The 26,062-nt window shown below is 55.0% G+C and carries 23 protein-coding genes and 2 pseudogenes; 16 read left to right on the plus strand and 9 right to left on the minus strand.

Annotated elements, in window-relative coordinates:
* Positions 1–530 (minus strand): annotated as a pseudogene (locus AC2T28_RS21630) (transposase); the annotation flags it as partial.
* 127 nt (positions 531–657) lie between these two features.
* Here AC2T28_RS21630 and AC2T28_RS21635 point away from each other — a divergent pair.
* A complete protein-coding gene (locus AC2T28_RS21635) occupies positions 658–1,689 on the plus strand; it encodes a lactonase family protein (RefSeq protein ID WP_486750725.1) in 1,032 nt (343 codons plus the stop codon).
* A gap of 186 nt (positions 1,690–1,875) precedes the next feature.
* Positions 1,876–1,998, plus strand: a complete 123-nt coding sequence (locus AC2T28_RS21640; RefSeq protein WP_486750726.1) for a hypothetical protein — start codon at positions 1,876–1,878, stop codon at positions 1,996–1,998.
* 609 nt (positions 1,999–2,607) lie between these two features.
* Here AC2T28_RS21640 and AC2T28_RS21645 read toward each other — a convergent pair.
* A pseudogene (locus tag AC2T28_RS21645) lies at positions 2,608–3,594 on the minus strand (IS110 family RNA-guided transposase).
* Between the two features lie 186 nt (positions 3,595–3,780).
* On the opposite strand from AC2T28_RS21645, the gene AC2T28_RS21650 reads away from it, so the two are divergent.
* Positions 3,781–4,758, plus strand: a complete 978-nt coding sequence (locus tag AC2T28_RS21650; RefSeq protein WP_486750727.1) for an IS5 family transposase — start codon at positions 3,781–3,783, stop codon at positions 4,756–4,758.
* A gap of 139 nt (positions 4,759–4,897) precedes the next feature.
* Here AC2T28_RS21650 and AC2T28_RS21655 read toward each other — a convergent pair whose 3' ends face one another.
* Together AC2T28_RS21655 and AC2T28_RS21660 are read right to left on the minus strand one after the other, a co-directional pair.
* Complete coding sequence (locus AC2T28_RS21655; RefSeq protein WP_486750728.1) at positions 4,898–6,904, minus strand: hydantoinase/oxoprolinase N-terminal domain-containing protein; 2,007 nt, start codon at positions 6,902–6,904, stop codon at positions 4,898–4,900.
* 179 nt (positions 6,905–7,083) lie between these two features.
* Complete coding sequence (locus AC2T28_RS21660; protein ID WP_246079578.1) at positions 7,084–7,977, minus strand: LysR family transcriptional regulator; 894 nt, start codon at positions 7,975–7,977, stop codon at positions 7,084–7,086.
* 62 nt (positions 7,978–8,039) lie between these two features.
* Here AC2T28_RS21660 and AC2T28_RS21665 point away from each other — a divergent pair, with 62 nt between their 5' ends.
* The 8 genes from AC2T28_RS21665 (at position 8,040) to AC2T28_RS21700 (ending at position 16,285) form a co-directional block, all read left to right on the plus strand.
* Entirely contained in the window at positions 8,040–8,345 is a 306-nt protein-coding gene (locus AC2T28_RS21665) for a DUF1127 domain-containing protein (protein WP_486750729.1), read from the plus strand.
* A complete protein-coding gene (locus AC2T28_RS21670) occupies positions 8,342–8,608 on the plus strand; it encodes a DUF1127 domain-containing protein (RefSeq protein ID WP_138165408.1) in 267 nt (88 codons plus the stop codon). Before AC2T28_RS21665 ends, AC2T28_RS21670 begins: the two co-directional genes overlap by 4 nt.
* A gap of 367 nt (positions 8,609–8,975) precedes the next feature.
* Positions 8,976–10,115 (plus strand): LacI family DNA-binding transcriptional regulator, encoded by a 1,140-nt coding sequence (locus AC2T28_RS21675; RefSeq protein ID WP_138165407.1) that lies wholly within the window; start codon positions 8,976–8,978, stop codon positions 10,113–10,115.
* 13 nt (positions 10,116–10,128) lie between these two features.
* On the plus strand, positions 10,129–11,481 hold the full coding sequence (locus AC2T28_RS21680; RefSeq protein ID WP_486750730.1) for an ABC transporter substrate-binding protein: 1,353 nt from the start codon (positions 10,129–10,131) through the stop codon (positions 11,479–11,481).
* Between the two features lie 58 nt (positions 11,482–11,539).
* Positions 11,540–12,775, plus strand: a complete 1,236-nt coding sequence (locus AC2T28_RS21685; RefSeq protein ID WP_486750731.1) for a carbohydrate ABC transporter permease — start codon at positions 11,540–11,542, stop codon at positions 12,773–12,775.
* Positions 12,775–13,983, plus strand: coding sequence for a carbohydrate ABC transporter permease (locus tag AC2T28_RS21690; protein WP_138165405.1), 1,209 nt, complete (start codon positions 12,775–12,777; stop codon positions 13,981–13,983). Before AC2T28_RS21685 ends, AC2T28_RS21690 begins: the two co-directional genes overlap by 1 nt.
* Positions 13,984–13,988: 5 nt before the next feature.
* Positions 13,989–15,233 carry an MGH1-like glycoside hydrolase domain-containing protein gene (locus AC2T28_RS21695; protein ID WP_138165404.1) on the plus strand — a complete coding sequence of 415 codons (1,245 nt, stop codon included), beginning with the start codon at positions 13,989–13,991 and terminating at the stop codon, positions 15,231–15,233.
* Entirely contained in the window at positions 15,233–16,285 is a 1,053-nt protein-coding gene (locus AC2T28_RS21700) for an ABC transporter ATP-binding protein (RefSeq protein ID WP_138165403.1), read from the plus strand. The genes AC2T28_RS21695 and AC2T28_RS21700 overlap by 1 nt, the downstream gene beginning before the upstream one ends.
* Positions 16,286–16,332: 47 nt before the next feature.
* Here AC2T28_RS21700 and urtE read toward each other — a convergent pair whose 3' ends face one another.
* The 5 genes from urtE to urtA form a co-directional block, all read right to left on the minus strand.
* On the minus strand, positions 16,333–17,028 hold the full coding sequence (urtE, locus tag AC2T28_RS21705) for an urea ABC transporter ATP-binding subunit UrtE (RefSeq protein ID WP_138165402.1): 696 nt from the start codon (positions 17,026–17,028) through the stop codon (positions 16,333–16,335).
* 1 nt (position 17,029) lies between these two features.
* Positions 17,030–17,770, minus strand: coding sequence for an urea ABC transporter ATP-binding protein UrtD (urtD, locus tag AC2T28_RS21710; protein WP_138165401.1), 741 nt, complete (start codon positions 17,768–17,770; stop codon positions 17,030–17,032).
* Entirely contained in the window at positions 17,754–18,935 is a 1,182-nt protein-coding gene (urtC, locus tag AC2T28_RS21715) for an urea ABC transporter permease subunit UrtC (RefSeq protein WP_138165400.1), read from the minus strand. The genes urtD and urtC overlap by 17 nt, the downstream gene beginning before the upstream one ends.
* Positions 18,936–18,938: 3 nt before the next feature.
* A complete protein-coding gene (gene urtB / locus AC2T28_RS21720) occupies positions 18,939–20,894 on the minus strand; it encodes an urea ABC transporter permease subunit UrtB (RefSeq protein WP_138165399.1) in 1,956 nt (651 codons plus the stop codon).
* Between the two features lie 63 nt (positions 20,895–20,957).
* Positions 20,958–22,235, minus strand: a complete 1,278-nt coding sequence (urtA, locus tag AC2T28_RS21725) for an urea ABC transporter substrate-binding protein (protein ID WP_138165398.1) — start codon at positions 22,233–22,235, stop codon at positions 20,958–20,960.
* 346 nt (positions 22,236–22,581) lie between these two features.
* Here urtA and AC2T28_RS21730 point away from each other — a divergent pair, with 346 nt between their 5' ends.
* The 5 genes from AC2T28_RS21730 to ureC all read left to right on the plus strand — a co-directional run bounded on the left by AC2T28_RS21730 (position 22,582) and on the right by ureC (position 26,038).
* Positions 22,582–23,463 carry an urease accessory protein UreD gene (locus AC2T28_RS21730; protein WP_246079574.1) on the plus strand — a complete coding sequence of 294 codons (882 nt, stop codon included), beginning with the start codon at positions 22,582–22,584 and terminating at the stop codon, positions 23,461–23,463.
* A gap of 1 nt (position 23,464) precedes the next feature.
* A complete protein-coding gene (locus tag AC2T28_RS21735) occupies positions 23,465–23,767 on the plus strand; it encodes an urease subunit gamma (protein ID WP_138165397.1) in 303 nt (100 codons plus the stop codon).
* 10 nt (positions 23,768–23,777) lie between these two features.
* Positions 23,778–23,948, plus strand: coding sequence for a hypothetical protein (locus AC2T28_RS21740; protein ID WP_171021796.1), 171 nt, complete (start codon positions 23,778–23,780; stop codon positions 23,946–23,948).
* The gene (locus AC2T28_RS21745; RefSeq protein WP_486750732.1) at positions 23,945–24,250 is read left to right on the plus strand and encodes an urease subunit beta; all 306 of its coding nucleotides are present in this window, start codon (positions 23,945–23,947) and stop codon (positions 24,248–24,250) included. The genes AC2T28_RS21740 and AC2T28_RS21745 overlap by 4 nt, the downstream gene beginning before the upstream one ends.
* A gap of 78 nt (positions 24,251–24,328) precedes the next feature.
* Positions 24,329–26,038, plus strand: a complete 1,710-nt coding sequence (ureC, locus tag AC2T28_RS21750; protein ID WP_138165395.1) for an urease subunit alpha — start codon at positions 24,329–24,331, stop codon at positions 26,036–26,038.
* The last annotated feature ends 24 nt before the right edge of the window (positions 26,039–26,062 follow it).

Consider the following 26,062-nt stretch of genomic DNA (forward strand, 5'->3'; position numbering starts at 1 on the left):
TCATACCAACGGTAGAATGTGGTGCGGGGAATGCCGAGTTTGGCCAGTGTCAGGCGTGCTGACATATGTGATCCTTCAACCAACCGGATGATCTCAAGCTTCTCGGATGCAGGATACCTCATTCGTGGTCGCCCCCACCGTCGAACATGCTTTTTTTGAGCAAGCGGAGTTCGAGCGTTTGTTCCGCCACGACCTCCTTCAGGTCGCGGGCCTCCCGGCGCAAATCCTTGACCTCGTCAGTCGTAGCAGCACGGGCGGTATCGCCCGCCAACCGCTTTTTCCCGGCTTCCATGAAGTCCTTCGACCATTTGTAGTAAACGCCCTGGGAAATCCCTTCGCGGCGGCACAGTTCAGCATTCGACCATTGTCCTCGGACCAATGGCGGACAAGGTCTCATTGTCCTCACCACGCAGACCGTCCAGGACGATCCTGATCTTTTCTTCAGATGAATAGTGTTTGCGTGTGGCCCGCTTGATGTCTTTGACGATCTTCTCGCCAGGGCTTTTGCGTGTTCCAGTGGTCTGTCTCATCTTCCACTCCTCAGTGGTTACGATGAGCCAAGAACACTCTCTTTTCAAATACGGCTATTTGGACCCATAGGCGCTGACGTCAGACAGAGTACAGTTAAAGCCTTTGAAACTTTTGGGACTATGTAGAATGGAGCTATTAATCGGCACATATTCCTTGCCTTTTGCAGGGGTGGACGGCAATGGCGAAGGCATCTACTCGGTCCACTTTGATACCAATACCGGTGCCCTTGGGACAGCCCAGTTACTAACGAAATGCGTGAACCCCTCGGCGCTTGCCTATGATCCGGATGGTGCAATTCTGTTCGCCGGCAGAGAGGTTTTTGGCGATGACGCCCCAGCGTTGACGTCGTTCAGCATCTCGCCCACAGGCGATATGATTGAGTTGTCCCACCCGCCGATCACCGGTGAACTGCCCTGCCATCTGGCCTTTGACCCGGTGCATAACCGCCTGGCTTCGGCCCAGTACTGGACCGGGGATGTCGCTATATGCTCGGTGGTAGGCGGACAACTGCAGGCCCCCACGTATCTAACCCGAACGGGAAGCGGCGCAAATGCTGCACGACAGGACGGTCCGCATGCGCATTTTGTGGCCTTTAGCAATGGTGGAGAGGTGCTACATCTTATCGATCTTGGCACCGACTGTATTGTCAGTCACAGATTAGATGACAATAATGACAGTGTCGAATCCGCAACCTTGTCAGTCGCTTCTGGCTCTGGTCCGCGACACATGGCCATTAATCGCGACGCAACCCGTGCATGGGTTCTTTGCGAGCTGGATGAAAGCCTCATCACATTGTCGCGCGACGGGCTTGGCTGGAGAATTGGCCGCATCCAAGCTGGATTTCAAGTGCCCGTGGACGAAGATGGCACCGGCGCTGCGATCCGGCTCACCCCAGATGAACGATACATCTATATCTCAGGCAGGCGACAATCGAGTATTGCGGGGTTCTCTGTAGACGGGGCATCTTTGGGCGAAACCAACTGTGGCGGAGTATTCCCGCGCGACTTTATCATCAGCTCTGACGGAAATTGGGTAATTGCGGCCAATCAGCTTAGCAACACGTTGTCCAGTCTGCGTCTCGACAAGACCACGGGTGCGCTAACCCCAACCGGTTTTAGCACGTCAATTGGCAGCCCCGTTGCGTTGATGGAAGTCTAAGATAGTCGAATGAGATAAGGCGTTCAAAACTGGCTTTTGCTAGATTTGGGAAATGCTGTTCAAATTGGTGAAGTCAAATCCCGGCGTTCTTGTAAATAGCTGGTGGCGAGAATGATCCGCCGCCAATTTTGTTATAGAGTAGTGTACAGCAGAGCCGCTGGTACTTCGGTGTCAGGAGGATACGAGATGACGCCGCTTTACGACATTTTTAGTGCGGAGCCTTCTGTGGCCAGGAAGCACATCACACTTGGGCAAATGCAACTGGCGATGGCTGTAAGCGGCAAGAAACAGTATTATCGGATAGATTAGATTACACCACGATACTTCCTTAGCACTGCCAAGAAGACAGGTTTGGTGGCCACGCTTGCTGGAGAGGCTTTCGATCATATTACTGGAGCCGGGCAGAGCGTAATTGATAGTGTTCAGCAAGCACTCCCAGCGGGGTTCCCAGAAAACGTTTCAAAGCCCATCTTTGCGGCAGCCAGACACCGCTTGAATCTATTGGAAGCGCTTCATGCCTCCTGACATCGGAAAATCAGCCATGGAGTTCCCATTCACGATGAATAGATGAGCTGGAATTGACAGTATCCGAATTTGTGAGCGAGGAATTCATCCGCGGAAATTTGCTTTCCAAAACCGGCTGCGTATTTAACATAATAATGTGTGGATGCCCCGTCTTACTGTGAGTGAATTCAAAGTCATAGAACGCCTGATCGGGTGCAGTCATGTGTCCGGCCTCTGGTGTGCCGCAACACTGGCGGCGGGCCCTTATGGAGATGCGAGGGGTAGGTCCAGATCACCTTAGCGGGCTCGAGGGCCGCTTTATTATCCTGGTTTTCCTACTGCCGATCTCATGATCGTCGTGTTCCGTAACTTGTCCTTCGTCCTCTCAGTCCTGCCGGTATCCGGGTCTCGCGGTTAGGCGGTGACCTGAATTTCGTAATTCTGTTCTTTGGTCATCATTGCCCAAAGCCGTCTGGCCATTCGATTTGCTAATGCAACAGCAACAACCATGCGCGGCCGCTTCTCAAGCATATTCGCAAGCCATGGATCTTCGCAACGCCCTTTGCGTTCGCTTGCGCTGATGACCGACATGGCGCCGATAATCAGCAGCTTTCGCACGTCTCGTTGACCCATCTTCGTAATGCGTCCTAGCCGATCCTTGCCGCCGGTCGAATGTTGTCGCGGAACAAGACCCAGCCAAGCTGCAAAATGGCGACCCTTCTGAAAGTTCTGAGCAGGGGGGCAGAAAGCTTGGATTGCCATTGCTGACATTGGCCCGATACCTGGCATTGTTTGCAGTCGTCGAGCATCTGCATTGTGCAGAGCGCCTTTCTTGATTTTGACATCCAGGTCGGCAACCTCACGATCGACGGCCTCGATCTGCCGGAGATAGGCTTCCACCATGGAGATGACGGCTTCCGGAGCACCGCCAAACTCTGCGCGGCATCGTTCTGCGAACAACCGGCCATTTCGACGCTGTTGCGGCAAAACGATTCAATACTCAGCCAAATGCGCGCGCACAGCATTGATGAGCTGTGTTCGCTGCCGGACGAACATCTCACGTGTTCAAAATAGCATGGCCTGAGACTGCTGATCTTCATCTTTCACCGCAACCGTGCGCATGGACGGCCGAGACGCTGCCTCAACAATTGCTTAGGCGTCCAGCGCATCGTTTTTGTGGCGTTTGACAAAAGGTTTGACGTAGAGTGCAGGAATGAGCCGGACCTCGTGATCGGCAGCCTGAGCAACTCGGCCCCAGTAGTGAGCCGATCCGCAAGCTTCCATGGCGACAATGCACGGCGGCAGCTCTGATAGCATTTTCTGAAATTGCAGACGTGACAGTTTCTGCCTTAGTTTAACATAACCTTGATTATCGGAATCACAGATCGCGAATGGGTACATTCTAAACTGGGAAGCGACTTTTCCTCTATCCTACTGGAAAATCGGGAGAACAGTTTATGAAACGAACCGAGCTAAATCTATCCGAACGGCGCAAGATCGAAGACCTTTTGCATAGAAAGGGGCATTGTTGCGTAGAGGTGGGCCTGTCTGATAGCTGTCTGCTCTGCCCTTGATCTGGACACTTGAATGCCGCACAAATTCAACGCCACCCGCCGCCACAACTTTCCAGGGAAGAGGTATCGTGTGACGAACTGGGCGGAATACAACGAGAGCCTCCGACGGCGGGGCGACCTGACTATCTGGGTCACTGACGACGCGCTGAAACAATGGCGAGCGCCGCGCCGGTCAACGCCGGGTGGTCAGTCGAAATATTCGGATCTGGCGATTTCAACCTGCCTGACCCTGCGCTCCGTCTACAAATTACCACTGCGCCAGACACAAGGACTGATGCGAAGTATCGCGCTGCTGATGGGTGTGGCAATTCCGGTGCCGGATTTCTCGACACTGTCGCGCCGCACTCAGGGCTTGAGTTTGCCGGAAAAGCCACGGATTGACAGAGCCAAGCCGATCCATTTGACAGTGGATAGTACCGGTTTGAAGATATTCGGCGAAGGTGAATGGCAACAAAACAAGTATGAAACGAAGGTGAAGCGCAAATCATGGCGCAAGCTGCATCTGGGTCTGGACCTTGCAAGCGGAGCGATCGTTTGTGCGGATCTGACGCTGGACGACGTCGGTGATCCAACGGCCTTACCCGGGCTTCTGGACCAGATTGAGGGTCCGGTTTCGCGGTTCCTTGCTGACGGTGCCTATGATGGCACCCCAACCAGTAAGCTGCTCGCGACGCATTTCGGTGATGCCGTTGAAATCGTCATCCCGCCTCCTAGGAATGCCGTTTTCACCCCGAAATCGCTTGATGATCCATCACCCCGAGACAAGCACATATTTCAGATACAAGCCCACGGCCGATTGGCCTGGCAAGCCAACAGCGGCTACAATCAGCGTAGTCGGGCAGAAGCTCAAATCGGGCGCTGGAAAGCTGTGATCGGACCGAAACTGAGGTCTCGGATCTTCGACAACCAGAAAACAGAGGCAACGATCGGCGTGCAAGTTCTCAACAGAATGACCGAACTTGGCCGGCCCAGTTTCGAACGCTCCGCCTGAATTCCGTCTCGGGTAGGGCGCGTTTCGAGCTGTAGTTGATCCCTGCAACAACGCTCTCCTGCACCATTAAAATGCGTGGTGCAGGCAATCCTAAACACCCCGGAGAACCAGCCTTTAGCTGTCTGCGAGATTGCGTCGCTTAGCCCTGTGCCACGCGAGGGCGGCCGTTCGCCTCGGCGGTCAGCTCCGCCTCCACAAACACCTGCCGCGCCTCAACCTCAGCGGTGCGGATATCACGCTCCACATGCACATGAATATCCTCGGCTCCGGCCTCTTGCGCGGCCTCTCGGGCCCGTTCTGACAACATGTGTTCCAGCAGATCCAAGGCCGTATCAAGGTCAGAAAAATCCTCAGGCCCACTCTCCAGAAACACCCGAAACCGGCCTTCGAAAGGCGAGCTGACTGTGCCACTGCGCCGCATCGAGATACGGCCAACAACAGCACCAATGGCATTTGCCACACCAGCGTGTTGTGGTAAAATCATCCGGCAATGAAGACGCTCGCCCACCGCCGGGTAATAGCCCGGTGCCGAGGCCCCCAGCCCAACCACATCACTGTTCAAGGCGGCATCCAAGGCCAGCATCCCCCGATGCCCTGCCAAACCACGTTGCATCAAAACATGGCGCGCCAGCTGCCCAGCTGGCAGGCCAAAATCCTCTGCGTCTTCCTCAATAGCGGCTTCTAACAGGGTCAAAGCCGTTTGTTTGGTCAGCTGCTCAATAATCATCTTTGCCAAATCGTGCGGCCCTGTCGCCAAGACCGCTCCACTGCCAATCCGTCGGCGCGCAAATAGCGTCAACGCTTTTGTCGCGGCGTCCTGATCCCAGCAGTTCAACCGCCCCAACACATGGCTTGCATCCGAAGGCGTGATCCCAGCCACTTGCACCAACCCGCGGTCCCACAACCGGTTCAATGCCGCCTGATCCACCCTGTTGCGCAGGACATCACCAATGGAATGCACCTGCCCTTCTAGGCGTTGTAACACCTGCTGTTCACGGTCCGTCAGACCTATGGCACCTCCCCCTTTGTGAGCAAACACAAACTGCCCATCATGTTCGCTGGGCACCGGTGCGTTCAGCTGTCGGTCCAGCGCTGAATGCACCACTTCTGCCGCATCAACGGCGATCAGAGATACGGGCAGCACCCGTCGCGGTCCCAGCATCAAACCACCCGCCAATCCCTCGGCATTGGCGTGCACCTGACTGTCGCCGCCCAGCCCCGTGGTCCGCATGGCCACCGCCTCGACCATGGTCCGAAAGCCTCCAACCCGTGCACCGTTCGGGTCAATCGCGGGCTTTCCACCGCGCAACACCGCCACGTCGGTGGTAGTGCCGCCGATGTCAGAGACCAGGGCGTCATCCATCCCAGTCAGCCACCGGGCACCAACAATCGATGCCGCTGGCCCTGACAGGATCGTCTCGATGGGCCGTTCACCCGCCTGACTGGCTGACATTAACGCGCCATCACCGCGCACCACCATCATTGGCGCAGAGATACCCAGATCCACCAAACTGTCTTGTGCCCGCCCGATCAGCTTGTCGATCATACCGATCAACCGCGCATTTAGAACCGCCGTCAACGCCCTCTTTGGCCCATTCAACTTGGCCGACAATTGATGTGAACAGGTGACAGGCACACCAGTGCGCGCCTTGATAATCCTTGCCACCTCCAACTCATGAGTCGGGTTCCGGGTGGCGAACAGGCCTGCCACAGCAAAACCAGTGACGCCTTTTGCTTCGTCTTGCAGGAAGCCTTCCAAACTGACGACGTCCAACGCCATCCCTTCGGCCCCTGCATGGTTGTGGCCGCCCTCCAAGATCAAGGCCGGATCGCCTTTTAACGCGTTGGATAACCCATGCCGGTCCAGATCGCTCTCTTTGAAACCAATATAGATCAGCGCCACCCGGCCACCTTGGCCCTCGACCAATGCATTGGTTGCCAATGTGGTCGACAATGCCGCCATCGAAATCTCATGCGGAGATGTGCCGGATTGGTCCAGAACCTCGCGAATGGCCTCGCGAATGCCCAGAGCCAGATCCTGCCGCGTGGTCAGGGCCTTGGCCGAGGCCGCCACGGTTTGTTCATCGCGGATCAGCACGGCATCCGTATAGGTGCCGCCTGTATCTACTCCCAAAAGCAATGCCACGTATTATGCTCCTATCCATTTGCAGCTGACATTCCCCAAGTGGAACAGGATGTGCCGTCGGATCAAGACTTTTCGGGGAACTTTATCTGCAAGAGATGGCAGAGCTTATCGCAACCAATTTCTGCCGACCTGGCCTTCAAATGGCTGTTCTGCAAATTCGGCTACTCTGGCCGACAGCACTAATGCCTAGGGAATCGATCCGCCAAGAAATCTACAAACACCCGGGTCTTGGGGGCAAGGTTGCGTTTGTTGGCAAATATTACAGCAATATCCGCATTCTTTTGGGTATATTCGGGAAATAATCTGACGAGATCGCCCGAGGCAATTCTTTCAGCGACAAGATAAGTGGACAATCGCGCAATTCCCAAGCCGGCCAGCGCTGCCTTATATACAGCGTCGGCGCTATTGCCTGCAAAATTGCCGGTTGCATCAACCGTATGACTGACACCATCCAGATGGGCCTTCCAGGCGTTCCGGCCGACAAAGTTGGACGTACGGAGACAGTTAAAGTTCGACAGGTCGCTAAAAGATTTGGGTCTGCCATGACGTTCGATGAAATCAGGCGAGGCACAGAGGATACGTTCGTTCTTCATGATCTTCTTCGCAATGACATTCGGGTTTGTCAGTTGCTCCGCAAAGTTGATAGCAACATCAAATCCCTCTTCTTCAAGATCGACATGCCGGTCGGTCAGCTCCAGAGACACCGTGATTTCACGATAGAGATCCAGAAATTTGGGCAAAGCAGTGATAAGCTGCGACTTCCCAAAAACCACGCTGGAGGCAACACGGATCGTGCCCTTTGGCCGATCATTGACCGTGGAGAAATGATCCTCTGCTTCAAAAAACCTATCAGCCATTGCCCGGCACTTTTCGTAATACTTCCGGCCATCCTCTGTCACGGCCACACCCGCTTTGGTGCGGTGCAGAAGTCGACGACCGATCCGGTCCTCCAGGCGCCCTATCTGTTTGCTCACGGCCGATGGTGTTTGTCCGCTCGCGCGCGACGCCGCTGAAATGCTTCCCATTTCAACGACTTTCACAAAAACCAACATCTGCGCTGATGCATCCATCATGCGTCGTACCCTTTCCCGTTTGGAAAGCCCCCTATGCACATCAACTGGATTGGAGGGGCGAAATGTTTGCGCTATCTCTGCAGTGCAGCACAAATACTGCACCGCAGCGACAAAAAAGGAAGCGCAAGATGACGATAGCAATTTCCGGTAACAATGCTCGTTTTCCAGCCATTCTGGATTACCTGCGCTCACGCTTTAGGCACTATTTGTTTGTTGCTCAGCAGGCCAACAAGCGGCGGAGCATATACCGCGCCACCGTTCACGAACTCAACAGCCTCACAAACCGGAACTTGGCTGATCTTGGAATTTCTCGGTCGCACATTCGCAGGCTGGCCCTCGAGGCCGCTCAGCTGAAGGTCGCCAAATGAACAATGATAACAGCACGCAGCACAGCTCGATGTTCTGGGCGCAATCACAGGATGTCATTGGCAGTGCCTGGTCAACATTCAGATTATGGGCAACCACGGTTCGCAATACTGCCGCGCAGTGCATGATCAGGGTAAAAATCGCCAAAATGCAGTCCGCGTTAAACCGATTGACAGACGAGCAACTGAAACAAATCGGCCTTGCCAGAAAAGATATTGCGCAGCATGCAGTATACCTGATCGGCTACGAATACGACGGTCTTTGAACATTGGATTTAGCCCAATATGGGCGCAATCCATTCCGAAATCGGTGTCTGCCCGTTAAGGGCAGGATCGACAGATGTCGGCGCTCGCTCCTCCCAGAGTTTACCTGACATCGAACCCTGACGGACTTTCCTCCCGGAACCCGTTATTTTTTGGGGCTGGCAACTTCTCCTCCTCCCGAAGGTGCCAGTCCCATTTCTACCCAAACGATTGTAACAGACTACTGTCTGTTGATCAGGAATTCCAGTGGGCCAGAACAACCACACTACCGTGGTTCAAGCACCGCGCGCAGGTGGTGTGCGAACTGATGCCCTGATAAAAAGATAATTAGCCGTTGCCGAAACCGGTTTCGGAACAAATCATCGCCTCATGAACACGAATCGCATCACTTTGGTCAAAGGCCAGACATCTTCTTCTCCAAAGATTGGGGGGAGGGTCACAATCAATGACCTAGCACGCCACCTGTGTATGTCGAAAAGCACAGTGTCGCGTGCCCTGAACGGCTATTCAGATATTTCTGAATCAACCTGCAGGCGTGTTGAGCGAACTGCGCAGAAATTGGGGTATCGGCCACTCAGTCACGCCCAGGCCATTCGTACAGGTCGGGTTCGGGCCATAGCGCTGGTTCTTCAAAATGACGAACCGGACAAGCACAATCCCTTCCTGCAAGAGTTCCTTGCCGGAGCCTGCGAAGCGGCCAGTGACTTTGGCTGGACAGTGACCATTTCAACAGCCAAGTCTGACCAAGATATGGATGCGGTGCTGAACCGGCTTATCGAAGAACGCAAAGCCGATGGGTTCATTCTGCCACGAACCAAGGTCACGGACCCACGTGTCAAGCTGCTGCGTCGGCTTGGTGTGCCCTACACCATGTTTGGGCGCACGGGTCATGGTCAGAAACAGATCGAACCAGATGTCTCTTGGTTCGATATTTCAGGCGAAACTGCAATGCACGACGCGGTTTTGCGGCTGGTCGACTTGGGTCATCATCGTATCGGCTACGTCGGCAGCGACCCCGAATTCAACTACAGCCAATTGCGCCGCGAAGGTTTTACCCAAGGATTGCACACGACCAAACTCCAAGCAGATCCAGATCTGTTAAGAAAAGGTGCCAGAACACGCGACGAGGGGACTGCCGAAACCCGCGCGTTGTTGCAATTGGACCAGCCCCCAACCGCAATTGTCTATGCAACCGACATGGCGGCACTGGGCGCTTATAAGGCCATAACTGAACTGGGACTGACCGTTGGCAAGGACGTGTCCGTAATCGGTTACGACGGCGTGCCAGAAAGCCAATATGTACGTCCAGCTTTGACAACATATGACGTCGATACCCGCATGGCCGGGGAACGTCTTGCAAGTTTGCTGGTCCGTCAGATCCGAGGGGAACCGGCTGACCAGTTACGCGAATTGCAAGAGGCTCAGCTGATCGAACGGGACTCCGATGGCCCACCTGCGCTCAGCTCAACAGAATTGGCAGAGAAAATACAAAACAGTGATCTATTTTAGGGGAGGACTAAACATGTCACGTCACTACACAGCCAAGCTAATGCTTGGCACATCCTTGGCACTGGCCATGTCGGCCATGTCAGTACAGGCGGATAGCATCCGGTTCTGGACAACAGAAGAACAGCCCGAACGGCTGGCCAAACAGCAAGAAATGGCAGACCTGTTCAAGGCAGAAACCGGGACGTCGGTCGAAGTTATCCCAGTGACCGAAAGCGATCTTGGGACCCGCGCCACAGCGGCTTATGCTGCGGGCGATCTGCCCGATGTGATCTACCACACGCTACAGTATGCACTGCCTTGGGCAGAAGCCGGCATTCTCGACACCGAAGCCGCCAGCGAAGTGATTGCTGATCTGGGCACCGACACATTTGCGCCCGGCGCCATTGCCATGGCCGCGTTCAAAGGTGAAACCGCCTCTGTTCCGGTCGATGGCTGGACCCAGATGGTTGTGTACCGCAAGGATCTGTTCGAACAGCACGGTCTGGACGCTCCGAATTCCTTTGCCAATGTGCAGGCAGCACTGGCCAAATTGCACAACCCACCTGAATTGTACGGTTTTGTTGCCGCAACCAAGGTGGACGAGAATTTTATGAGTCAGGTTCTGGAACATGTGTTCTTGGCCAACGGTGTCAGCCCGGTTGATGAAAACGGCCTGAACGCGCTGGATGAAGCCAGCACCATCGAAGTACTCGATTTTTACAAGGCCATTGCCAAAGCGTCACCTCCGGGCGAACTCTACTGGAAGCAGTCGCGCGAATTGTATTTCTCGGGTCAGGCCGCCATGATCATTTGGTCCCCCTTTATTCTGGACGAACTGGCCGGTCTTCGTGATAGCGCTCCGCCAACAATCAACGATGACCCAACATCCCCAGCCCTCGCCGGGAAAACAGGGATTGTGACCAACTTCTCTGGGCCTTCAAACCCGGATGGCGCAGCCTGGGGGGATGTTCGGTATTTTGGCATCACATCTGATGCAGACACCGATGCCGCAATGGACTTTGTGAAATTTGCGATGGATGACGGATATACCCAGACGTTGTCGATTGCACCTGAGGGCAAGTTCCCGGTTCGACGCGGCACTGCGGACAACCCAACAGCCTTTACCGAGGCCTGGTCAAAACTGCCGGTTGGCGTCGACCGCAAAGCCCCATTGGGCGGGCTGTATGAGCAATCCATGATCGACGAGATCGTCGGCGGTTTGGACGTGGCCAAACGTTGGGGCGTTGCTGAGGGACAGTTGTCTCTGGCGTCCAAGATCATCAACAGTCAGGCGATCAACCGGGTCGTGCGACAATACATCGACGATGAAATCGATGCCAAGGCTGCAGTTGCTGCGATGAACGACGAACTGTCGAAAATCAACTAAGCCGAATCTAATTTGGCAGCGGAGGTTGTACCGCTGCCATCCCCCTTCGAGGTTTTCTATGTCTACGGCACTCCCTCCTTCCGGTTCGGGGGCTCTGGCCAAACGCGAGGCGCGTCTGGCTTGGGCTCTTTTAGCCCCGACGATGATCAGTATTTCTTTGGTTGTGGTCCTGCCGCTACTGGCGATCATCTGGATCAGTTTCAAACCCTTCACCCTGACCGATCTGCGGCCACCTGCACCAATCGTACGGGAAAGCCTGCGGGGAGAAGGTGACAATTTGCGCATCGAATACCGGATTCGGAATTCCAGCCAAGAGATTGCAATTACCAGTGTGACTCTCAGCGATACTTTGCCCCCGGGGTTGACGCTAAAAGACGACCTGCCAGATCACTGCCACCTTACCAATCGCAACCTGTTTTGTGATTTCGGCGACATGGACGGTGGCGCTCGCGAAAGATTACGGCTGCCGGTCTTGGCAACTGGCGATGTGGACGCGTTGGAGGATCTGGTCAAAGAGACCAAACCTGCCATGACCGGTGCAGGCCCAAGCATGCTGACAAACTTTGAATTCAGCATGGAAAACTTCACCCGTCTGTTTGACGGTGGCGAATTTTGGTCAGTTCTCTGGATCACCCTGTTCTACACGGTTTTTGGAACAATCGGCGCATTGGTCATGGGGCTTTTTGCTGCATTACTGTTGAACAAAAGCTTTCGAGGTCAGGGGTTTATTCGCGGGTTGTACTTGTTTCCCTATGTCGCGCCTGTCATTGCCGTAGCCTTCACCTGGGTAACCTTATTTGACCCATTCTCGGGATCTGCCAATGCACTGTTACTGCAAATGGGGCTGGCACAAACGCCAATCAACTTCTTTGGCGATCGCCCGCTGGCACTGATCATGGTGACGGTGTTTGAAATCTGGCGTTATTTTCCGTTGTCGTTCCTGTTCATTCTGGCCCGGATGCAATCCATTGATACCAGCATGTACGAAGCCGCTGACATGGATGGGGCATCTCCGTTCCAGAAATTCTGGCTTCTCAGCATCCCGCAGCTGCTGGGCATCCTGTCGGTGTTGTTCCTGCTGCGCTTCATTTGGACCTTCAACAAATTCGACGACATTTTTCTGCTGACAGGCGGCAATGCCGGAACGCGCACCCTGACCGTGAATGTCTATGAACAGGCCTTTGCCATCTCAAATATCGGCGCCGGGGCTGCGGTCGCTGTGGTGATTTTGCTGTGTCTTCTTTTGTTCAGCTTTGTCTTTTTCCGTTTCATCAGCCGAGAGGAGGGTCTGTGATGCGCAATGGCTATGTAACCGGCCCGATCCTGGGCGCTCTGTGGCTGGTCGTAATCGCCTCCACCCTTGCTGTAACGATGTCTTTTGCAACTGGTGCTTTGTTCCGCCCACAGGTTACACTCAGCTTGATCTGGGGGGCCATGATTGGATGGTCATTTGTACGTTTTCCTGCTCCAAATGGATTGATACGTCTGACGGTCAGCGCAATGGTGGGTTTGGCCTGCCTGACGGAATTCGGCCCAATTTTGATCGGCCCTGAGGTAACCTTGACCTCACGCCTGATCACTCTGGTGTCGTTGGCGGCTATCCTGCATCTTTCACTTCAGGCGATCCTGTTTGATGTGCCGTTTGCCACACTGACACGCCATGAATTCGAAGCCGCCGTGATCCGGTTCTGCACTGGGTTCGGCTATATCTTCTTCACCGCTATCGTCATTATTCCTTTCTACGTAATGGTAATGACCAGCCTGAAATCACAACAAGAGCTGCTACAAAACCCGCTGGACTTTTCGATCGAACTTAGCCGCGGTTGGGACCTGTTCCGAAGTTATGCCGAGCTGTTTTCCGATTTCAATTTTGGTACCTACCTTTGGACGTCGTTTTACGTTTCGGTGCTGACTGTGTTCATCACCCTGTTGTTCAGCGTGCCCGGCGCCTATGCGGTGGCACGGTTCCGGTTCAAAGGGCAAAAGGCGTTCTCGCGCTCGATCTTGCTGATCTACATGGTGCCAATGATCGTGCTGGCATTGCCAATCTACATTGTTTTTTCAATGACAGGGTTGCGTAACTCGATCCTGGGGATCGTGATGATCTATCCAGTCACTACAGTGCCTGTGGCGCTGTACATGTTGCAGGGCTATTTCCGTGGCCTGCCAACCGAGGTCGAAGAGGCAGGTCTGATGGATGGGCTCTCGCGCTTGTCGGTGATCTGGAAAATCACCCTACCGCTCAGCCTGCCAGCGCTGGCTTCGGTTTCGCTTTATGTTTTCATGATTGCCTGGAATGAATTCCTGTTGGCCTTCATGCTGTTGGACGACCCCTCAAAGTTCACGCTGACGCGGGGTGTGTCGATGCTCAACTCCTCCGAAATCCCCAGACAACACCTGATGGCAGGCGCGGTAATTGCAACCTTACCTATCATGGCGCTGTTCCTGGGACTTGAACGTTTCATGACCAAAGGCCTGACAGCCGGATCTGTCAAAGGATGACCCAAATGACGACAACACACAGCCTAGGCCAAGCCGCCCGACAGATCCTGATCCAAAACGATAAGGGTTGCTATACCATTCCAACCAAGGGGCTATACCCCTACCAATGGAACTGGGACAGCGCGATTGCCGCATTGGGCTTTGCCGAGTTCGACATCACTCGCGCTTGGATCGAACTGGAAACCCTGTTTTCCGGGCAATGGTCAGATGGCATGGTCCCACACATCCTGTTCCACCAACCCGATCCCGGCTATTTTCCCGGACCCGATGTTTGGGGATGTGATGGTCCAATCCCATCGTCAGGAATAATTCAGCCCCCGATTGCCGCCAGTATGGCCCGCCGGGTTTGGGAAAAAGACACTGGCGCAGGTGCCACACACCTGACCGCGCTTTATCCCAAGATGCTGGCCTGGCATCGCTGGATCATGCAATGGCGACTGGATCGCGGTGCTGTCTGTACCACCCATCCCTGGGAAACAGGCCGCGACAATGCTCCCGACTGGGATAAAACCATGGCCCGGATGGATGCCTCTGACGTAGGTGAATACACCCGGCGCGACACCACACACGTCAATAGTGACGACCGACCAACAAATTTCGATTACGACCGTTATATCAAATTGGTGCAGCTGGGCCGCAACCTGCACTGGGATCAGGCCGCCCTACGTGAACAAAGCCCGTTCCGGGTGGCGGATCCAACAATGACCTTCACCACACTGGGGGCAGCACGGGATCTTTTGGCAATGGGGACTGAACTGGGCTTTGACACGACCGGCCTGACCGAGGACATTAAAACCCTTGAAGCCGGAGCCGCCACCTTGTGGAACACCGATCTTGGCGCCTTTGACTCTCGTGATGTGTTGAGTGGCGAATGGGCAGGCTGTGTATCCAGCGCATCCTATTTGTGCTGGCTGGGCGGCATCGACTCGGACCAAATGATGGACAGGCTACGCAACACGCTGGAAACCGTCCCTTACCCGGTGCCCAGCAATGATCCAGATAGCGACACATTTGATGCGCGCAGATACTGGCGTGGCCCAACCTGGGCAGTGGTCAACATGCTAATCGGCTTAGGGCTTGAGCAGCAAGGACATCACGCAGAAGCCACCGAGCTTGCGCGCAAAACGGGGGCGCTAATCTCTGAACACGGGTTTGCGGAATACTTTGACCCGCTCTCAGGCAGCCCCGCCGGGGGCAAATCATTCACTTGGACTGCCGCGGTGTGGCTGGCTTGGGCGGGGAGAACCTAATGGGAAGCATCGCACTAAAGTCCGTCGAAAAATGGTTTGGCAATGTTCAGGTGATCAAAGGTATCGATCTGAATATTCAGGATGGCGAGTTTGTGGTCTTTGTTGGTCCATCGGGCTGTGGCAAATCCACCCTGCTACGCATGATTGGCGGGCTGGAAGATACGTCGCGCGGCGCTATAGGAATCAATGGCACGGATGTCACTGATCACCCTCCGTCCAAGCGGGGGCTGACCATGGTGTTCCAGTCATATGCCCTGTACCCGCATCTGTCGGTTGCTGAAAATATGGGGTTTTCGCTCAAGGTGGCCGGTGCCCCCAAATCGGAAATCAAAGAGCGTGTTGAACACGCCGCCCAAGTTCTGAAGCTGACCGACTTTCTGGATCGCCGCCCCAAGGATCTGTCGGGCGGACAACGCCAGCGGGTGGCCATTGGCCGCTCCATCGTACGCGACCCAACCGCGTTTTTGTTTGACGAACCCCTGTCTAACCTCGACGCCGCCCTACGGGTGGAAATGCGCTATGAAATCGCCAAGCTACATCAGAAGCTAAAACGCACCATGATCTATGTGACCCATGATCAGGTTGAGGCGATGACTTTGGCGGATCGGATTGTGGTGCTGGAATATGGCCATATCGCACAGGTCGGAACCCCGCGGGAACTGTATGAAAGCCCTGCCAATCTATTTGTGGCGCAATTCATCGGCAGCCCCAAAATGAACATCCTGCCCTGTTCAATCTCGGATGGACAGTATCACCTAACGGCCGGCGGTGGTGCCTCCTACCCATTCACACAGTCGGCCAAGCATGTCGGCATCCGCCCCGAACACATTCAACTGACAACATCCAACACCGGACAGTGTGACGCCCGGGTCGAAGTCATAGAATACCTCGGCGCCGATACATTCCTGATCATGGACTACGGACGCACCGAGAAACTGACAGTACGGGTCAGCGGGGATACCGATCTTGAGGTGGGACAAACAGTGGGCTTGCTCTTCAAACCAGAGCATCTGCACTTTTTTGATGACAACAATCAAAGAGTCCGCCGCTGATACCACAAGTCATGAGGCAGATATTTTAATTTTGCCTCATAACAATCTCAAACTGAAACCCCGTCCAATAGCACTTCTCGGGATAGCGTTTGCTTCGCCCCTTCAAGTATGATCTCGCCACGTCGCAGCACCACACATTGATCCGCCAACCCATAGGCAAATTCAAAGAACTGCTCGACCAAAATGATCGCCATCTCGCCCTGGTCGCGCAGCAGTTTGATGACCTCGCCGATTTGCTGGATGATATTGGGCTGAATGCCCTCTGTCGGTTCATCAAGGATTAGCAGCTTGGGTTTGGTAATCAGCGCGCGGCCAATAGCCAGTTGCTGTTGCTGGCCACCGGACAGATCGCCACCGCGACGGTTGATCATGTCGCGCAGAACCGGGAACAGGTCAAAGATGTGATCGGGAATATGGTGTTGGTCCCGCGGCAGACAGGCAAATCCGGTTTCCAGATTCTCGCGCACGGTCAGCAGCGGAAAGATGTCCCTGCCCTGCGGAACCGAGGCAATGCCCGCACGGGCGAGAACATGAGCCGAGTCCATACCCAACTCCTGACCGTCCAACCACATCTGGCCGCCGGATCGTAAATGGGTGCCAGTGATCGCCTTCATCAGGCTGGTTTTCCCAACGCCGTTACAGCCCATGACACAGGTGACTTCGCCGGACTTGGCCTCCATCGAGATGTCATGGAGGATTTGTGAATGCCCGTAATGCAGCGTGAGGTCTTTGAGTTTCAGCATGTTATCGCCCCAGATAGACGTCGATGACGTCAGAGTTTGAGGTCACGTGATCCAGTGATCCCTCGGCCAATACCGCGCCCTCGTGAAGGACTGTGACCTTGCAGCCCAGACGGCGGACAAATTCCATATCGTGTTCCACCACCACAACCGCGCGGGTTTTGGCGGCTTGCACCAGCAGTTCGGATGTGTGTTCACGTTCTTCCGGTGTCATGCCGGCAGCAGGTTCGTCGACCAGCAGCAGGCGTGGTTCCTGTGCCAGCAACATACCGATTTCCAACCATTGTTTCTGGCCGTGGCTTAGTTCTCCAGCCAAGCGGTCAAGTTCAGCCAGCAAACCAACCTCTTCGGCCAGAGCATCGACCTGTTCATGGTCCGCCTTGCTGGGCCGAAAGAGCAGAACTGACAGAACACCCCGATCCTTTTTCAATGCCATTAGAAAGTTTTCGCGAACAGTCTGGTCCTCGAAAACCGTCGGCTTCTGAAACTTACGGCCAATGCCCTCGCGCGCAATTTGGGCCTCATTCATCCGCAGCAACGAAACCGATCTCTCACCCCAGATCACCCGCCCTTCGTCCGGGCGGGTCTTACCGGTCACTATATCCATAAATGTGGTCTTGCCCGCCCCATTGGGACCAATCACCGCGCGCAACTCAGAATCAGCTATCTGAAACGAAAGGTTGTTGATGGCCTTAAACCCGTCAAAGCTGACCGAAACACCGGATACCTCAAGAAGTGTGCTCATGCCTTGCCCTCCTTTTTTTCATAAGGTCAAACAACCCACCGATGCCTTTGGGCGCAAACAATGTGACCCCAACAAAGGACAGGCCCAGCAGCACCAGCCACCAGTCGACCCATTTAATGGTGTAGAACCCCAGCGGAATATCGGGGGCCTTACCACCAGTGAACCAAGTCGAGATTAGACTGACAAAACCCGCGCCAATAACAGCGCCATACAGCCGCCCCCTGCCCCCGATGGCGACCCAGACTGCCAGATAGATTGATGCGATGGGCACTATTTCAGCCGGATTGATGATACCTGCCTGCGGATAATACAGCGCCCCGGCGATGGCCGCGATACAGGCCGTCAGGGTAAAGATGGCCAGTTTAAAACCTTCGACCGAATAGCCAAGAAACCGCACGCGGGTTTCATTGTCGCGGATGCCACGCAGGACCGAGCCGAACTTGCCCGACACAATCCATGCGGCCAATGAATACCCCAAACCCAATGCCATGGCAGAGGCGAGAAAGAACCACATCGACACAATGGATTGTGGGGCCTCTACGCCGGGCAAATTCTGCAAACCGGACAAGCCGTTGTTGCCACGCAAGCCGCTGTCGTTCTGGAACAGATACAGCGCCAGTGCCAGCGTCATGGCTTGGGTCAGGATCGACAAGTAGACGCCAGTGACCCGGCTGCGAAAGGCAAGCCAGCCAAAGACCAGCGCCAGAATACCCGGCACCAAAACAACCAGCAGCAATTGCAGGCCCAAACTGTCGGCAAAGGTCCAGATCAGCGGAAACTCATTGCTGCCAACCACCCCAAAGATCTGACTTCCGATGCTGTCGATCACTTCACTCCCAGTTGGCGGAATCTGACCTTGCATCAATGCCTCAGTCACGATCAGCCGGGTGCGTTCATACATCAGCCACATGCCGATCATGTAGCCGCCCAGCCCAAAGAAGGCGAAATGCCCAAGGCTAAGAATTCCGGCAAACCCCCAGACCAGATCCATGGCGACCGCAATCAGACACAGGCAGAGCGTTTTACCCAGCGTCTTGATAAAGCTGGTAGAAATCACCCCGATGCCAAACCCCTCGGACAGGATAGTCACGATGATGGTAAAACTCGCCAGTGCCAGCAAGAAAACAAGCACCGATGGGTATTTTGCGATAAAGGATGTCCGCATAAGTTAATCTCCTGCCGCACGACCCTTGAGCGCGATAATGCCTCGGGGTTTGAACTGGATGAAAATGATGATGAAGATGATCATGTAAGTTTGCGCGGCCAACGTGTTGGACGGGTAGCCCCACTCGATACCTTTTTGCAGGAAGCCGATCATGGTGGCCCCGGCCAGCGCGCCCCAAATGTTGCCAACGCCGCCGACGACCACGGTCATGAAGCTTTGCACGATATAGTCATTGCCCATTTCCGAAGTAACCTTGGCAAACAGCCCGATGGCTACGCCTGCTACCCCGGCAATGCCCGAGCCCAGACCAAATGTTAGCATATTCACTCGCTCAGGGTTGATTCCCATCGAAGCAGCCATGCGCGGGTTCTGGGTGACAGTGCGGGTTTCCAGCCCCAGCCGGGTGCGTTTCATGATAAACAGGAACACGCACAGAAAAATCAACGCGAGGATGAAGATGGCGATGCGGATGTAACTGATCGACACCACGTCGTTCATAACCCAGGCCCCATCCAGCCAACCCGGCGCTGTCAGTGGTCGCGCCTGCGTGCCAAAAATGTTCTTGGCCAGCTGTTGCAGTGCGATTGAGATGCCAAATGTAGCCAACAGCGTTTCCAGTGGGCGGTTGTACAGGTAGCGGATCACCAGCCGCTCCATCACGACACCGGCGGCAAAGGTCACCGCAAAAGCCAGCGGCAGCGCCACAAGGATGGAAACCGTATGGTTTGGAATGACTTGCTGTACTACGTAGCCGGTATAGGCTCCCATCATGATGAACTCGCCGTGGGCCATGTTGATCACGCCCATCACACCAAAGGTGATGGCCAAACCGATGGCAGCGAGGAAGTAGATAGATGCCAGAGAGATCGCATCAAGCGTCAGGTCCAGCGTCTGGTTCATACCGACATTCAAGTCGATCTTGGACAAGGCCGCCTGCGCGGCATCGGTCACTGCGACGGAAGTTTCTGCGAATGTTTCATAAAACCTATAGCCCAGCAGCTTTTTGGCGATGTCTTCTTCACCAATAAAGGCGGGTACCAAGGACTGTTCCGCCAACCTGTCATAGGCCTGCCGACGGATTTCAGGATCGGACAGTTGCGCAACCGAAATTTTGGCAACCTGACCGCCGTCGATATGCGCAACCAGCGCCGCGCGGATGTCTTCGGCTGAGGTGGCAGGCGGTGCAAGTTTGCCGGCAACCAAGAGGTCATAGGCCGCAGGCATGCTCAGATATTCGCTGCCGGGTTTGATGACGCGCGCGATGTTTTCATCTGTCGGCAAATCACCAGAAGTGATGTTCATAGAAGTAACCACCAGTGGATTGAGCGTTGCCCTCACATCCACGCCAAGACCACCTTCGAAGGATTGGATCGCCGCGACACGGGTGGCCGTATCGGGATCAAAGGAAATGGTCAGCAGACGTTCCAGCCGAGATTTGCGCGCCTTAAGGTCGGCGTCCTGCTCATTATCAATCGAGAGCCGTAGCGGGGCCAAATGCATGGCAGTGGGGACGCGTTCCATCGTCTGAAGTGCCTCGGCCCGTTTGGCGGGATCTGGGTCGAACAGTTGGAACTGAACCAGGGCGGTGGCGATCAGCGCCCGCACGCCGCTGTTGGGTTTTAGCTGCTTCAACTGTTTCTTGGTAAACTCGCCAACTGCCTCTCCACTGTCGGGATCAGTCAGCTCATATTGGCGTTTGGCCACTTCGGTTCCAAAAAAGAACAACCCGTCAGATCGGCGCTGCCAAACCTGTTTGCTACCCCAGGCCTCAAGGAAAACCTGCGCCTGTGACAAATTGCTGGCGGCAATTTGCGCGATCACCGGTCCAATGGTTTTGCGCGACGATTTCTCGACCAGTTTTTTGTTTTGTTGCAGGATCTCCTGCACAGTCAGTTCCTGGGCAAGCCCGGTCTGGCACCAGCACATCAGTGCAAGGCACGCAAATAGTGTTCGTAACATAGTAATAAGTCCGCCCAGAAAGAGACGAGAGCCCAACGGCTCTCGTCATATATTTTTCGAACCTTAGTAGTTCGACAAAGTCTGAACGCAGGTCTGTGTTGTGGTGTTGTACATACCGCAACCCAGGTCTTTCCAATCGGACTTCAGAACCGAAGATTCCGGCAAGAAATCAGTCCAGGCGTCGCCTGCGACCTCATCTGTCTGGCTGATTATGTCGAACTGGCCATCATCTTGAATTTCGCCAATCAGAACCGGCTTGGCCAGGTGATGGTTCGGCAACATCACCGCAGTACCACCGGTTAGGTTGCCGAATTCCTGACCGTACATCGCGGTACGGACAGCATCCACATCCGTGGTGTCAGCAGCCGTAGCGGCGTTCACCCACATGTTGAAGCCGATATAGTGTGCTTCCATCGGGTCATTGGTCACACGTTCTTCGCCCATGGTTTCTTTCCATTTGGCGACAAAGGCTTCGTTGACCTCGGTGTCTGCCGACTGGAAGTAATTCCAGGCTGCCAGGTGACCAACGAGGTTGGAGGTATCCAGACCAGACAGTTCTTCTTCACCAACTGAGAAGGCAACAACAGGGATATCGTCAGCCGAAATGCCAGCTGCTGCCAGTTCTTTATAGAAGCCGATGTTTGCGTCGCCATTGATGGTTGAGATCACGCCGACTTTTTTTCCGTCAGCCCCCAGTGCTACAACGTCTGCAACAATTTTAGACCAGTCCGAGTGACCAAAGGGTGTGTAGTTGACGAAGATGTCGCCGTCGGAAACACCTTTGCCCTGCAGATAGGCCTTAAGAATGTTGTTGGTTGTGCGGGGGTAGACATAGTCGGTGCCCAGTAGTGCAAACTTTTCTACGCCCAATTCTTCGAGGAAGTAATCGGTGGCTGGGATCGCCTGTTGGTTTGGTGCGGCACCGGTGTAAAAGACGTTCTTCGAACTTTCTTCGCCTTCGTACTGAACTGGGTAGAACAGCAGGCCGTTCAGCTCTTCAATCACCGGCAGAACCGATTTACGAGACACAGAAGTCCAGTTGCCGAAGATCACGTCAACATCATGTACAGAGATCAGTTCGCGCGCTTTTTCAGAAAACAGCGGCCAGTCCGACGCCGGGTCAACCACAACAGCTTCCAGTTGCTTGCCCAGCAAGCCACCTTTGGCATTTTGCTCTTCGATCAGCATCAACATGGTGTCTTTCAGCGTTGTCTCTGAAATGGCCATTGTGCCGGACAGCGAATGTAGAACGCCAACTTTGATTGTGTCACCGGCGAATGCCGCACCAGTCATGACGCTCAAGGCCAGTACGCTAGCTGCGGTTTTCTTTAAAAAGGTCATCGTATCTCTCCAGACAGAGCGCGCAGGAGTACTTGCCTTTTACAGACGGCACTACTACGTCGACCCTGCAACGTTTGTTGCAAATCGTGTGGCGGCCGCATCGAGGTCCAATTCGTTTGGTCGTCACACACCTATTTTTACTGAGATCACAAAAATGATTGCGCTCTCAGTGGCACCAGAGGTTCTGCTTGACCGGATGATTGGCAACTGCGGCACCCCTTAATTTCTGGGCAAAAATTACAAATGATCAATTTCTAGGCGAATAATTGCAGGTGCGCCCAATTATTACCCACCCGCCTTTTGTGCCCCAGCTTACACTGCCGGTTTTCTAGTTATCGCTACCTTGATGTGCTCCATATTCTGTCGAGAACAGGGTATCGAGGAAACCGGCATCACCATTCGCCAAGACATAAACGCTGCAACAGCAGAGGCTGCGCAACCCCGTGCCATTGGGGCTATGCGAGTTGTTGGGCATCTCAAAAGCGGCAAATCTTGCCTAGCAAATCTGCGCCAGTCTGGTGCGCTTAAACTACTGTTCCCGCGCAGGGTTTCCGGCCTTGAGGCCGTAATGATAAATACTGCGGGTGGCATAACCGGCGGTGACCGTTTCTCCATTTCGGTAGAGGCTGTAGGCAACTGTCATATGACCCTAACCACCCAAGCCGCAGAGCGGGTATATCGCGCGCAGCCAGGACAGACTGGTCGGATGGACACCCGCCTGCGTGTTGGCACCGGTGCGCGCCTGAACTGGATGCCGCAAGAAACCATTCTGTATAACCATTGTTCCTTCCAACGCCATCTCACCGCAAATCTGGCCAAAGATGCCACGTTGCTGGTGGTCGAACCGCTGGTATTTGGCCGAATTGCCATGGGCGAAGTGCTAAGTAACGCACGGTTCAACGATTGTATCGACATACGTCGCAATGGACAGCGTCTCTATTACGATGCGGTTCGGCTGCACGGGGACATTACAGCCAAACTGTCCCGCCCCGCCGTGGCCAATGGCGCAAATGCCATGGCCAACCTGATATTCACTGCTCCGGATGCAGGGCGTCACCTGACGTTCTTACGTGACGCCTTGCCTGACACCGGAGGTGTGTCGCTGATTGGCGATGACCTGCTGGTGTTACGTATGCTCGCCAAAGACAGCTTTGTCCTGCGCAAGTCCCTTTTACCCATTCTTGACCGGCTCACTGACAACGGTCTGCCGCTGTGCTGGAGACTCTGATATGAACCTGACCCCCCGCGAGAAAGACAAACTGCTGATTGCCATGGCCGCCGAGATCGCGCGCAAGCGGTTGGCCCGTGGCGTCAAACTGAACTACCCCGAGGCGATTGCTCTGATCACCGACGCCGTTGTCGAAGGCGCCCGGGATGGCCGATCCGTTGCCGACATGATGGAAGCCGGAGCCGAGATCATCTCGGTCGAGCAATGCATGGAGGGCATCGCCGAGATGATCCCCGAAGTGCAGGTCGAGGCCACATTCCCGGACGGCACCAAACTTGTCACCGTTCACAACCCCATTCGATAAGGACATTCCGATGAAAACTCTGATATTTCTACCGTTGATCGCTTTTGCCTCCCCTGCCCTGGCCCACAGTGGCGCCCATATCCACCCGCATGAAGCCAGCAGCTGGTTGCCGGTTGTGCTGGGCCTGACAGCCATCGCTGGTGCCGCCGCGCTAGCCTATGCGCGCAGCAGCCGCAAATGATCCCTGGAGAGTTGTTTCCAGCCGCGGGCGATATGGTACTGAACGACGGAACCAAGGCGGTGACGCTGATGGTTGCCAATACCGGCGATCGTCCGGTGCAGGTTGGCAGCCATTACCATTTTGCCGAAAGCAACTCGGCACTTGAGTTCGACCGGACCGTGGCACATGGCCTGCGGCTCGACATTGCCGCCGGAACAGCGGTGCGGTTCGAGCCGGGACAACGGCGCGAGGTGAACCTGATCCCTATTTCCGGGGACCGGCGGATCTATGGGTTCAATCAAAAAGTGATGGGGAACCTGTAACTTACCGTCGCTACCAGCCGAACCATCCTCAAAAAATCCGCAAGACACCACCGTATCCGACGCATTGGAGGCCACAAGATGCCAGCCACAATCAAACGCTCCGACTATGCCGCAATGTATGGCCCCACAACGGGCGACCGTCTGCGTCTGGCCGATACCGATCTGATTATCGAGGTCGAGCGCGATCTGACCACCTATGGCGAAGAAGTCAAATTCGGTGGTGGCAAAGTAATTCGCGACGGAATGGGCCAGTCGCAAGTCACCCGCGCCGATGGGGCGGTGGATACGGTAATCACCAACGCGATGATTATTGATCACTCAGGTATCTTCAAGGCTGATGTGGGTCTGAAGGACGGGCGCATTGCCAAACTGGGTAAAGCAGGCAACCCTGACACCCAACCTGGCGTAAACATCATCATCGGCCCGGGCACCGAAATCATCGCCGGTGAAGGCAAAATTCTGACGGCGGGCGGTTTCGATAGCCATATCCATTTCATCTGCCCCCAACAGATCGAGGACGCGCTGCACTCAGGCCTGACCACCATGCTGGGTGGCGGCACCGGCCCGGCGCATGGTACCCTAGCCACCACCTGCACCCCTGGCCCCTGGCATATCGGGCGCATGTTGCAGTCAGCCGATGCTTTTCCGATGAACCTGGCCTTTGCGGGTAAGGGCAACGCCAGCTTACCCTTTGCGCTGGAAGAGCAGGTAAAAGGCGGTGCCTGTGCGCTGAAATTGCACGAAGACTGGGGCACCACCCCTGCGACCATAGATTGTTGCCTTGGTGTCGCCGACGCCATGGACGTTCAGGTGATGATCCACACAGACACACTGAATGAGTCCGGTTTTGTCGAACACACTGTCAACGCCATGAAGGGCCGCACCATTCACGCCTTCCATACCGAAGGTGCCGGCGGCGGTCATGCGCCTGATATCATCAAGATCTGTGGCGAAGAGCATGTCCTCCCGTCCTCCACTAACCCAACGCGGCCCTTTACCGTCAACACACTGGAAGAACATCTGGATATGCTGATGGTCTGTCACCATCTGGACAAATCCATCCCCGAAGATGTCGCCTTTGCCGAGAGCCGGATCCGGCGCGAGACCATTGCCGCAGAGGATATTCTGCACGATATGGGCGCCTTTTCGATCATCGCGTCGGACAGTCAGGCAATGGGCCGTGTCGGCGAGGTGCTGATCCGAACCTGGCAGACCGCCGACAAAATGAAGAAACAGCGCGGGCGTTTGGTAGAAGAAACTGGCGAGAACGATAACTTCCGGGTACGCCGCTACATTGCCAAATACACCATCAACCCGGCCATTGCCCATGGCATCAGCCATGAAATCGGCAGCATAACCGAAGGCAAGCGCGCCGATCTGGTGCTGTGGAGCCCGGCGTTCTTTGGCGTGAAGCCCGAGATGGTCCTTATGTCGGGCAGCATTGTCTGTGCGCAGATGGGCGATCCAAATGCCTCGATCCCAACACCGCAACCTGTCTACACCCGCCCGATGTTTGGCGCTTATGGCCGGTCACTGGAAAACAATGCGGTTACATTCGTATCTGAGGCGGCACAGGCAGACGGTATTCGTGAAAAACTGGGTCTGGCCAAACAGACCGTGGCGGTGCGCAACACTCGCAACATCGGCAAGTCGGATCTGATCCTGAACAATGCCACGCCCGAAATGGACGTGAATCCCGAAACCTATGAAGTGCGCGCCGACGGTGAGCTTTTGACCTGCCAACCAGCTGAGGTCCTACCGATGGCCCAACGCTACTTCCTGTTTTAAGAGGCGAAATATGCAAAGAACTCA

The organism is Parasedimentitalea nitratireducens (genome assembly GCF_057444295.1).